Here is a 12,434-nt window from a genome sequence, read left to right as displayed (position 1 = left end):
ATGCAGTTAAATTACTTTCCCATACAATTTGATTTTTCAGATTACCAAGTAATCACAGAGCCTTATTCTGATGAACGTTTACAAGAGTTGAGGCAGGTGTATAATACTTCATATTCTTTTTTTAGAGATGGTAACTTAATTGTAATATCTAATAAGGAAGATGAAGAAAACCAACTTACCGGAAAGGTAGAAAAGCGTTCGGTATTTGATGATTCAAAAGTTACCGCATCATTGGTTAAGCATATCTTTTTTAGAACCTTTAAAGACCGCTTTCAGGGGTTTATACCTGTTGATTTTTATCCTTTTCGTTTTTACTCACGCCAAGAAAGGGATGATTTAATTTTAAATTTTCTACCAGAAAGATTAAAACATAAAATAGCGTTCAAAAAACTCATTGAAGTACAACTCCGAGAAACAAATATCAATGACTCTAAAGGATTTGCATTTTTAGTTAATATTCGCAGAAACTGGGTATTTAATATCTCATGTTTGGAGCTATATCAGGAAGGTTTTGATTTAGTTGATTTTGAAGTATTGCATACCGAAACTCTCCCGGGGTTAGATAATATACTTGCTCCTAACGAAGATTTTGTAGGGGTTATAAAATCTATTAGTGGCAATATGGCTATAGTTACCACAAATGAAGGTGAAGAAAGCTATCCACTAAATGAACTCTTCATTCGTAAAACGAAGAGGAATATTCAATCCTATTTGAACTTTGCTATTAATGAGCAAAAATGTGATCAAATATTAGAAGCTGTAAAACAAGAACGTATTAAGAAACAAAATCCAGTAAATCAGTTTAATGAAATAAATAAAATAGCAAAGCATCTTTTTTCGGATGGTGTTAATCCAATTTTATTTCAAAACAGAGATGGATTTTGTTTTAAAGTGGATGCATCACCATTACAAGTGCAAAATAGCATGTATTTGCAAACACCAACATTTATTTATGATCATGCTGGTACAAAAATGAACAATATAAATGCTGATATGGGATTGTCTAACTATGGCCCTTATGACAGCATTAGTTTTGATATAAAAAATCCAAGAATAATTAGTATTTGCCATAGAGCCAAACGAGGTGATTTTACAAGATTCTTATCCCATTTAAAGGATGGTATAGCAAACTCCCGATACTTCCAAAAAGGATTACTTAAAAAATATGAACTTCAGGAGATAAATTATGATATACAGGAAATTTCTGATTACGACCTAAAGGATTATTTTGGTATAATAAGTAATTATGATGATGAAAAGCCACATCTTGCTATAATCGAGATACCTGATAGATTTAGAGCTCTTTCAGATAGGGATAATCCATATTATAAGATTAAAGCGAAGCTACTTTCTTTAGAAATACCGGTACAATTTGTAAGGTCATCTACCATATCTAAATATACAGAATATATATTAAACCCATTAGCTCTTCAAATCTATGCAAAGCTTGGAGGAACACCGTGGGTATTGCCCGCTCAAAGGTCGGTTGATAGAGAAATCGTAATTGGAATAGGTCATAGTTGGTTAAGAAGTACTATTTACAAGGGTGCTGAAAGTAGTCGTGTTGTAGGGATAACCACCTTCATGTCAAGTGATGGGCAATATCTTTTGGGAGATAAGGTAAAGGAAGTTCCGTACGAAAGTTATTTTGAAGAATTGCTCAAAAGTCTAAAAAGTTCTATTAGCCGTCTTTCAGATGAATACGCATGGCAAGAAGGAGATACTGTAAGATTGATCTTTCACATATTTAAACCCATCAAAAATGTGGAGTTTGAAGTTATTAGTCAGTTGGTTAAAGAAATAAGCCAGTTTAATATCAAGTTTGCTTTCGTAACCATAAGCAAAAGCCATCCAAGTATTCTATTTGATACTGGTCAACAGGGAGAATCAAAATATGGTTCGAATCAAATAATAGGGAAATATATTCCACAGCGAGGAAGTAATGTCTTTATAGACGATGAAACATGTTTAGTACAGATGCTAGGAGCAAGAGAATTAAAAACGGCTAAGCATGGTATGAGTACACCTATTCAAATAAAAATAAGAAAGCCTCAGGGGAATTATGATAATCCGGAATTAAAAGACTTGATGTTTTATGATTTGAATTACATCACTCAACAGATTTATTCATTCACATATTTATCATGGAGGGGCTTTTTACCGAGAGAAGAACCTGCCACCATGTTGTATTCTAACCTTATTTCAAGATTACTTGGGAAAATGAGAAATATACCAGAATGGGATGCAGATAAATTGAACTATACATTAAAGCATAAAAAATGGTTTTTATAGAAGAAAAACATAGTTATCTGAGCAGTTTGGCCAATCAACCTAAGCAAAGCGCTCTATATGCATTAGTTTCTGATGAGATTTTACAATTACCACAAGGTAACTTTTCAGAAACTGATTCAATTTATTATTCTTCTATTCAAGCCATTAAAAAGAATTCAAGAGAAGAATTCAATTCTCAATATGCCAAAATATCAAAACGTAAAGTTTCAGAGAACTCTGTAGCTCCTTTTATTCATGATGATTTTTTGATATTCACTTTAGTTATTGGAGTTTTAAAATTTGAATTAGAAAAAGACTGGCTATTAGGTGTAATAACCAAGCGAGCTAAAAATGCTACCACAACCACTTTTGAAAATCTTTTAACTGAAAATTATCAAAGCAAGGCCAACATCCATTCTTTAATCTTAACGTTTTTGTTTTTATTGGATAAATCTAAAATTACTAATGAGTTATTAGTGGAAGCTTACAATTCAATGAGTGACATCACACAATCTTTTAAAAGTGATTTCATTCGTATTATTCATTACAGAGCTTTTGATTTAATTATTCAATTTAAACTGCCTAGAGATACAGACCGAATATCGAAGTTATTGGAATTCGAAACTAGATTTAAGAAAAGAATAAATGTTATTACTTACCTAACCTACAACATTTTATTACTTCTGATTTTAATAGGGGCTTATCGTATTCTACATTCACTTCCAGAAGATTTGAAGTCAAAGATTAACGAGGTTGGAATTTTAATTGGAATCGGTGGTGTAGGGTTGTTTGGTAATATCATTCCAAAATGGAGAATGAAATTTAAGGAATTGATATTTAGATTTTTTGGATATCGAAATACACAGTAATTATGAATGTACCATCATTTAAAGAAGATCATATTTCACAGCTTCCTGCATTGAAACTGCTTATGAATATGGGATGGAAATACCTTTCTCCTGAACAAGCTTTGGAAGCTCGTGGAGGTAGAACATCCAATGTGCTGTTGGAGACAATTTTGAAGAGTCAGCTTCAAATTATCAACGCTATTGAATACAAGGGAAAAGAATTCCCCTTTTCTGATGTCAATGTAAACAACGCAATTCTCGCCATTCGTGACCTACCTGTTCAGGATGGTTTTATTGCTGCCAATAAAGCCTTTTATGAACTGATAACATTAGGCAGGAGCTTTGAGCAATCTGTATTAGGAGACAAAAAAAGCTTCTCATTCCATTACATAGATTGGAAACATCCTGAAAACAACACTTATCACGTATCAGAAGAGTTTAGTGTACTCAGAAGTGGCAGCAGTGAGCATTATCGCCCTGATATTGTATTGTTCATCAATGGAATTCCGGTAGTGGTTATCGAGTGCAAAAGTCCAAAGATTAAAGATCCCATTGATAAGGCTATAGAACAACACTTAAGAAATCAGCAAGAAGATGGTATTCGTTCTTTATACCAATACTCAAATTTAATAATTGGTTTGGCTTGTCATGAGGCAAAATATGCTACTACAGCTACTCAAAAGGAGTTTTGGAGCTTCTGGAAAGAACTATTCAAAACCAAATTAGAGGAAACCGCATGGCTTGGTAAACTCCAAAACCTGAAAAATCAGCCGTTACCTATCAACGAAAGAACAACACTTTTTCAAGAACGGTACAAGAATATATGGGCTTACTTCCAAAACCTAGAAAAGGAAGAACAGGCAATCACCGAACAAGACAAGTTACTATTTAGCCTATGTCGCCCCGAAAGACTTTTAGACCTATTCTTCAACTTTAGTCTATATGATGACGGCATCAAAAAAATAACAAGGTATCAGCAATATTTTGCTGTACATAATACCTTAAATAAAGTCGTTAAAACGGATAATGAAGGATTAAGAAAAGGTGGTGTGATCTGGCATACCCAGGGAAGCGGTAAGTCCCTAACTATGGCCATGTTGGCTCAACTGATTGCTACACACCCTCAAATCAAGAATCCCAAAATCATATTGGTCACAGACCGTATTGATTTGGATGACCAAATAACAGAGACTTTTAAGAAGTGTCAAATCCCTGTTGAAAATGCTCAGACAGGTAAACATTTGGTAGAACTCCTTTCAAGGACAGGAGACACAGTTATCACTACCCTAATTCACAAGTTTGAAGCTGCTGTTAACCAAGCTAAAAAAGGATTTGACTCGCCCGATATCTTCGTTTTGGTAGATGAGGGACATAGAAGTCAATATGGTACATTCAACATCAAAATGCAAAAGGTATTTCCTAAAGGATGTTTTATCGCCTTCACAGGAACACCTTTAATGAAGAAAGAGAAAAGTACTGCGAATCGCTTTGGTGGTTTGATAGATGTGTACTCCATCACTGATGCGGTAGAAGATGGAGCTGTGGTTCCACTGCTCTATGAAGGTCGCCACAACCTGATTGAGGTTAATGAAAAGCCTTTGGATAATTACTTTGATCGGATATCCGAACCACTTACTCCTTATGGTAAATCTGCACTCAAGCGCAAATTCAGCTCAACCAATCAACTCAATAAAGCGGAAGAGATTATCTATGCTCGTGCTTGGGACATTTCTGACCACTATGAACAAAACGTACAAGACATATTTTTTGGTAGCTTAAAAGCAAAGGGGCAGTTAGTAGCTCCTAATAAAACCACCGCAATCCGCTACCGAGAATTTATTAAGGAAATTGGTAAAGTAACTTGTGAAGTTCTTATCTCTCCTCCTGATGTTCGGGAGAATTATGAGGATGCTTTTGAAGAAAGTGAGGATTTGATATTGAAGTTTTGGAAAGCCATGATGGACAAATATGGTAGTCCTGAGAACTATGAAAAATCACTAATAAATTCATTTAAAAAGCAAGACCATCCTGAAATTATCATAGTGGTGGACAAATTGCTTACGGGATTTGATGCCCCAAACAACTACGTTTTATATCTCACCCGACAGCTTAAGGAACATACCTTGCTTCAAGCTATCGCTAGAGTGAATCGTTTAGCTCCGGGCAAGGAACATGGATTGATTATTGACTATTATGGTAATCTGGAGAACCTGGATATGGCATTAGAAACCTACTCAGGGGCAGATAACTATGATGCAGCTGATTTGGAAGGTACATTAACCAACATCAGTGAAGAAATAAAGAAATTACCTCAGGCTCACTCAGAAGTATGGGATATCTTCAAAGAAGTGAAAAACAAGTATGACGAACCTGCTTATGAAGAATTATTGCAGGACGAAGCCATTCGACACATTTTTTATGAAAAAGTTTCGGCTTTCTCTCGCTTGTTAAAGCTAGCTCTATCGAGTTTTGAGTTTATTAGCAAAACTCCTGAGCTGCAAATAAATAAATACAAGCAGGACGCCAAATTTTTTCTTGGATTAAGAATCTCTGTCAAGCGTAGATACTTTGATGATCTAGAATATAAGGAATACGAGCCACAAGTTCAGAAACTTATTGACAAGCACATCACTACAGAAGGTGAAATTCTTCGCATTACTGAAATGGTCAATATTTTCGATAAAGAAGAAAGAGACCGTGAAGTTGAAAAAATAACCAGCAAGGCAGCCAAAGCAGATCATATTGCTAGCAGGACAATCAAAGCAATCAATGTGAAGATAAATGAAGATCCTGTTTATTATAAAAAGCTTTCAAAACTTATTAGAGATACTATTGAAGACTATCACCAGCATCGTATTTCAGAAGCTGATTATTTAAATAAAGCGAGAGAATACGAAGATCGCTTTCATAATGGTAGACAAGATGATGTACCAGAGAATCTTGCTGGGAATGATACAGGTATTGCCATTTATAACCTAGTGAATGAGATTTTTAAAGGAAACTTAAAGCGTTCAGAAGGCTCACAAAATATTGCTGCGGTGATGGCTGAAGGTATTGACCAAGTTATTAAGTCTATCGTGTTTGAAAATGGCAAGCCAGTAATTGATTGGGTTAATAAATCAGATATTGAAGGAAGGATAAAAATTGATATTGATGATTATTTGTTTGATTTAAAGACACAGCAAGATATTGAATTACCCTTTGACCTAATAGATGAATTAGTTGAAGAAGGAATTAAAGTAGCTAAATTGAAATATGTCTGAAACGGTTAACATACAATCTATAGAATTTGGTTCGAGAAAAATCAACTTTGAACTCTCTTACCAGGATCGCAAAACCCTTGGTATTCGGGTGTACCCCAATTGTAAAGTAAAGGTGATTGCTCCGTATGATACTACGGAAGAAAAACTGAAAGCCAAACTCAGGGAAAAAGCACCTTGGATCATTAAGCAGCAGCTTGGATTTCTATCTTATCAACCATTAACACCACCACGGAAATATGTTAATGGAGAAACTCATCTCTATTTAGGTAGACAATATAAACTTAGAATAGAAAAGTCGGAAATTAATGAAGTAAAGTTATTTAGAGGAAGATTATTAGTATTGAAAAAGCATAATGCATCCGTCAAGAATCTATTATCTGAGTGGTATAGAGAAAAGGCTTTTGTTCATTTTGAGGAAACATTGAAAAAGACAATTCTGCTTTTTAAGAGATTTGAGATTGATGAACCTGAGCTTCAAATCAGACAAATGTCCACTCGCTGGGGGAGCTGTACTCCTAAAGGCAAGGTTATTTTAAACCCTGAATTGATAAAAGCTCCTAAAGGAAGTATTGAATATGTTATTATTCATGAATTATGCCATTTGATTCACCACAATCATACCCGAGCATTTTATGATTTGCAAGAAGCAATCATGCCAGACTGGAAAAAATGGAAAGAAAGACTCGAAATGTCATTGATATGATTTGTAGTAGATGTGAATGAAAAAGAGACTTATATGACAAATGTTTGATGATAGTAACAGGATTACTAAATCGTCACCTACAACGATAGCCCATTTTGTAAATTACTCACTGTAAGCTATTTTTAATATTCCTTTTTTATTACAAAAAAAATCGGTAAATAAATTTTTAAAATAACTAAAAACAAAATACATTTGCACCACTATTAAAAAAATAGTGAGCTCGTGATAAGGACAGCAGCATAACACTTTGATTGAAAGATTTACGAAAAGTATTATTTGCCTTTAATTGAGGATAATTTTCTTAAATCTTCCAAAAGAGAGTTCGAGTTTTGTTCCAATGGGTTCACTAAAAGTTGAAGGTCGTAAGTTAAAAGCTGCGGAGTTCAACAAAGTGAAAACCTTGTTGGCGAGAAGTTATCCTGAGCGTAGCCGAAAGAAGCCCCAGCTAGGTCACTATATTTGGACAGGTTTTTGCCTCACAAACCAAATCGAAAACATAACCAATAATAGCCTTCGAGGCTATTATTTTATTTTAGACTCGATAGCTCAGTTGGTAGAGCATCTCCCTTTTAAGGAGAGGGTCCTGGGTTCGAGCCCCAGTCGAGTCACGAAAAAGTAGGAGACTGCAACTTAAAAGTTGTTGGGTTATAAAAAGGTGAAAAGCCTGTTGGCGAGAAGCCTGTCCTGAGCGCAGTTGAAGGAAGCCCCAGTCGAGTCACAAAAAAGTAGTAGGAGACTGCAACTTAAAAGTTGTTGGGCTATAAAAAAGGTGAAAAGCCTGTTGGCGAGAAGCCTGTCCTGAGCGCAGTCGAAGGAAGCCCCAGTCGAGTCACTAGATTTATCGAAAAAAGTTGAGCAAAGCGCTTAACTTTTTCTATTTTAGTACACAAATACCGGGGTGCTGGAACTGGTAGACAGGCATGGTTGAGGGCCATGTGTCCTTTGGGCGTGTGGGTTCGATTCCCATTCCCGGTACAAAAAAGAGGTTGTATAAAAAGTAATTTTAACTGGATGTCAGGTTGAGCGCAGTCGAAACCTCCTGACTTTCAACAGTCATTTAGTTCTCGACTGCGCTCGAACTGACAAAAAACAATCTTTTTAGACAACCTCTTTTTTATTTATTAGCCGACATGTCTTTTAAGCAATATGCTTCAAAATATCGGCGGTCATTTTATCAAGGTCAAAATCATTTTGCCAATCCCAATCCAATCGCGCTTGTGTATCATCGATACTATCGGGCCATGAAGTTGCAATCTTTTGTCTAAAATCAGGTTTATAACTGATTCTGAAATCCGGATAGTGTTTTTTTATACTTTGATAAATATCAGCAGGTGAAAAGCTAATAGCTGATATATTATAGGAAGAACGGATACTGATATCCTCTTTCGGGGCTTTCATCAATTGTAGTGTGGCTTTAATAGCATCAGGCATGTACATCATGGGTAAGTATGTGTCTTCCTCTAAAAAACACTCAAAAGTTTCCCCACTTATAGCCGATCTGTAGATATTTACGGCATAATCTGTAGTTCCACCTCCGGCAGCAGATTTATAACCAATCAATCCCGGATAGCGCAAACTGCGTACATCAACTCCATATTTTTGATGATAGTACTCACACCAACGTTCTCCGGCCAATTTTGAAATTCCATAGACCGTAGTGGGATCCATTACGGTATGTTGCGGGGTGTTCTCGATCGGTGTATGTGTTCCGAATATCGCAATAGACGAAGGCCAATACACCTTTTGAATCAAACCGTCTTTTGCCAACTCCAAAACGTGAAGCAGACTATCCATATTCAGCTTCCATGTGAAAAGCGGTTTTTTCTCCCCAACAGCCGACAAAATAGCTGCCAAATGGTATATCTGCGTTACTTGATAATCTTTTACCAGTTTCGTCATACGTTCACTATCCAACACATCCAACAACTCGAAAGTGCAATAATCAAACTTTTCTTTTGCTTTTTCGTTAATATCAGTTGCGATGATGGCATCCGCTCCATATTCCTCTGCCAAAGCGATTGTTAACTCAGAGCCTAATTGCCCTCCCGCACCGGTAATCAATATTTTTTCCATCTAACAGATTAAAAAATTGGTAATAAAACTGCCTTTTGAAAACCTATAATTTTCATATTCGCAAATATCTTTAATTTTTTTAGAGAAATTAAAATAAATCAAAGTTTTTTACAAGATATTGCCCCAAGGATATAACTGATTAAATTACAGCTTAATACTACAAATCATTCTTCCAAAAGTTGGTCTATGATCGCCCTTAGCTTATCACTATTCCAATCCGCCGCCCCTTTTTCATCGATCACGATCTTAGCGTTTTTACCGATCAGATAGCTAGCGGGGATTGAAGTAGAATGTATTTGTTCCGGACCTTTTTCAAGTGCGATATAGACCGGGAGATCATAAGCGTTCTTCTCTAGAAAGGTACGGGCTTTTTCCGGATCCTCATTGGTGACAAACAAAAATGCTACTCGATCCTTATAGTCATTGTACAATTTCTGGAAGGAAGGCATTTCTGCTACACAAGGCGGACACCAAGTAGCCCATAAGTTGACCAAAACCACCTTATCCTTAGTCTTCTCAAAACTATACTTTTGCCCATCCAGGCTCATCAATGACCATTGATAGTCGCTTAAGACTTTCCTGTCTTCAAATTTTTCCACCGATGGACTAAAGGAAAACAGCCTGTTTAAATGTACCTTCAGATTCCATTTGCTATCGGCCGGAGGAAAAAACATCAAACCTATGACTACCAAGAGTAATAGATTGAATATTTTGTTTTTGTTTAGTTTCATCGATTTGTTCCATAAAAAAACTCCCGATATAAGTCGGGAGTTTTTTCAATTACCTACAAAGTTTTTTAAGCATTTTGTGCTTTAATAAGGTTTAATGCAGATCCTGCTTTATACCATGCTATTTGTCCTTCATTATATGTATGGTTTGTTATAATCGTATCTTTTGAACCGTCTGCGTGAACCAATTCGATGGTTATCGGCGTATCAGGCGCAAAGTTCTCCAAATCCACAAAGTTGAAAGTATCATCTTCTTGAATTTTATCGTAATCTGCTTCATTTGCAAAGGTCAAAGCTAACATCCCTTGTTTTTTAAGGTTTGTTTCGTGAATACGAGCAAACGATTTTACCAATACCACTTTTACTCCCAAATGACGTGGTTGCATCGCCGCGTGCTCACGAGAAGACCCTTCTCCATAGTTGTGGTCTCCTACTACTACTGTAGACACTCCTGCAGCTTTGTATTCACGTTGTACATCCGGAACACCTCCATACTCCCCTGTCAACTGATTTTTAACAAAGTTGGTTTTCTGGTTGTAAGCATTTACACCTCCAATTAATGTGTTGTTGGCAATATTGTCTAAGTGTCCACGGAAACGCAACCATGGCCCGGCCATAGAAATGTGGTCTGTGGTACACTTGCCAAATGCTTTGATCAACAATTTAGCCCCTGTAATGTTCTTACCATCCCAAGGAGCGAACGGTGATAATAGCTGCAAACGCTCAGAGGTGTCGGCAACTGCTATTTGCACACCGCTACCATCTTTAGCAGGAGCAACATAACCTGCATCTTCAACAGCAAACCCTTCAGGAGGCAATTCATAACCTCTTGGTTCGTCAAGCATTACTTCTTCTCCATCTTCATTAATCAATTTATCTGTAAGCGGATTGAAATCCAATCGACCAGAAATAGCGATTGCAGTCACCAATTCAGGAGATCCTACAAATGCCATTGTATTTGGGTTTCCATCGGCTCTTTTCGCAAAGTTTCTGTTGAAAGAGTGAACGATAGTGTTTTTATCTTGATCATCTTTATTTCCACCATAACGATCCCACATACCGATACAAGGCCCACAAGCATTCGCAAATACCGTGGCACCGATTTTATCGAAAGTGTCAATAAATCCATCTCTTTCGATAGTGTATCGCACCTGCTCGGATCCCGGTGTGATCGTAAAGTTTGATTTTGTCTTTAATTTTTTATCAGACACTTGTTTTGCCAGTGAAGCTGCCCTTGAAATATCTTCATAAGAAGAGTTGGTGCAAGAACCTATAAGTCCGTACTCCACTTTTAGAGGCCAGTCGTTCTTTTTGGCAGCTTCTTTCATTTTTGAGATTGGCGTAGCCAAATCCGGCGTAAACGGCCCGTTTAAGTGAGGCTCTAATTCTGAAAGGTTAATTTCGATTACTTCGTCAAAATATTGCTCAGGGTTGGCATACACTTCAGCATCAGCAGTCAGATATTCTTTTACTTCATTAGCGGCATCGGCTACATCGGCCCTATCAGTCGCTCTAAGGTATCTGTCCATCGACTCATCATATCCAAAAGTAGAAGTCGTAGCTCCTACCTCAGCTCCCATATTACAAATGGTTCCTTTTCCGGTACAGGACATTGAAGTTGCTCCTTCACCAAAATATTCAACAATGGCTCCGGTTCCACCTTTCACGGTAAGGATTCCCGCCACTTTCAAAACCACATCTTTAGGAGCAGTCCATCCGGATAATTTTCCGGTAAGTTTTACTCCGATCAATTTAGGGAATTTAAGTTCCCACGGCATTCCTGCCATAACATCAACGGCATCTGCACCACCAACACCAATGGCTACCATTCCCAATCCACCTGCATTCACAGTGTGAGAGTCAGTTCCGATCATCATCCCTCCGGGGAAGGCATAATTTTCAAGTACCACTTGGTGAATAATCCCGGCTCCTGGTTTCCAGAAACCAATACCGTATTTATTTGATACTGATTCGAGGAAATCGAACACTTCATTACTTGTTTCATTGGCACGCTTCAAATCGGCACTTGCCCCTACTTTTGCCTGGATCAAGTGGTCACAATGCACTGTAGTTGGTACAGCCACTTTTGGCTTTCCTGCATGCATAAATTGTAAAAGTGCCATTTGCGCAGTCGCATCCTGACAAGCAATTCTGTCGGGAGCAAAATCAACATAATCCTTTCCTCTGGTAAAAGATTTGGTTGGGTTACCATTCCACAAGTGGGAATAAAGTATTTTTTCTGATAAGGTCAACGGCTTGCCGGTAAGCTCACGAGCTTTGTCAACCCGTTCTGCCATGGAAGCATAGACCTCCTTTATCATATCAATATCAAAAGCCATATTTGTATTTTATTTAAATTGAAAGTCCTGCGAAATTACGAAAAACCACAGAGTTATTAAAGTTTTTAAGAAAACATTCATCTACAAAAGATTTTTTTGAAAATAATCATTAAAACATACGCCCGCCCCCCATTAATTCAATAAAAAAGGGTGTTTTTTAGGATTCAATCAATTTTAGTGTTTTTTAAAAACATCTTTACAAAAAACCA

General features: G+C 36.8%; 7 protein-coding genes and 2 tRNA genes. 6 read left to right on the top strand and 3 right to left on the bottom strand.

Going from position 1 to position 12,434, the window contains the following annotated elements:
- From OOZ15_RS06675 to OOZ15_RS06650, 6 genes are all read left to right on the top strand, one after another.
- Complete coding sequence (locus OOZ15_RS06675) at positions 1–2,292, top strand: argonaute/piwi family protein (protein WP_265955194.1); 2,292 nt, start codon at positions 1–3, stop codon at positions 2,290–2,292.
- Positions 2,280–3,140 carry a hypothetical protein gene (locus tag OOZ15_RS06670; RefSeq protein ID WP_265955192.1) on the top strand — a complete coding sequence of 287 codons (861 nt, stop codon included), beginning with the start codon at positions 2,280–2,282 and terminating at the stop codon, positions 3,138–3,140. The genes OOZ15_RS06675 and OOZ15_RS06670 overlap by 13 nt, the downstream gene beginning before the upstream one ends.
- A 2-nt stretch (positions 3,141–3,142) precedes the next feature.
- Positions 3,143–6,382, top strand: a complete 3,240-nt coding sequence (locus tag OOZ15_RS06665; protein ID WP_265955190.1) for a type I restriction endonuclease subunit R — start codon at positions 3,143–3,145, stop codon at positions 6,380–6,382.
- Positions 6,375–7,085, top strand: coding sequence for a M48 family metallopeptidase (locus OOZ15_RS06660; protein WP_265955189.1), 711 nt, complete (start codon positions 6,375–6,377; stop codon positions 7,083–7,085). The genes OOZ15_RS06665 and OOZ15_RS06660 overlap by 8 nt, the downstream gene beginning before the upstream one ends.
- Positions 7,086–7,620: 535 nt before the next feature.
- Positions 7,621–7,693 (top strand) — tRNA-Lys (locus OOZ15_RS06655).
- Between the two features lie 284 nt (positions 7,694–7,977).
- Positions 7,978–8,060, top strand: a tRNA-Leu gene (locus tag OOZ15_RS06650).
- 162 nt (positions 8,061–8,222) lie between these two features.
- On the opposite strand, the gene OOZ15_RS06645 is transcribed toward OOZ15_RS06650, so the two are convergent.
- The 3 genes from OOZ15_RS06645 to OOZ15_RS06635 form a co-directional block, all read right to left on the bottom strand.
- Positions 8,223–9,158, bottom strand: coding sequence for an NAD-dependent epimerase/dehydratase family protein (locus tag OOZ15_RS06645; protein WP_265955187.1), 936 nt, complete (start codon positions 9,156–9,158; stop codon positions 8,223–8,225).
- A 164-nt stretch (positions 9,159–9,322) separates the two neighbouring features.
- The gene (locus OOZ15_RS06640) at positions 9,323–9,889 is read right to left on the bottom strand and encodes a TlpA family protein disulfide reductase (protein ID WP_265955185.1); all 567 of its coding nucleotides are present in this window, start codon (positions 9,887–9,889) and stop codon (positions 9,323–9,325) included.
- 65 nt (positions 9,890–9,954) lie between these two features.
- A complete protein-coding gene (locus tag OOZ15_RS06635) occupies positions 9,955–12,225 on the bottom strand; it encodes an aconitate hydratase (protein ID WP_265955183.1) in 2,271 nt (756 codons plus the stop codon).
- Positions 12,226–12,434 lie beyond the last annotated feature (209 nt).

The sequence above is a fragment of the Galbibacter kalidii genome (genome assembly GCF_026241135.1).
Taxonomy (GTDB): Bacteria; Bacteroidota; Bacteroidia; order Flavobacteriales; family Flavobacteriaceae; genus Galbibacter.
The sequence above is the reverse complement of the archived record's forward strand: the minus strand, read 5'-3'. Positions and strand labels throughout refer to the sequence as shown.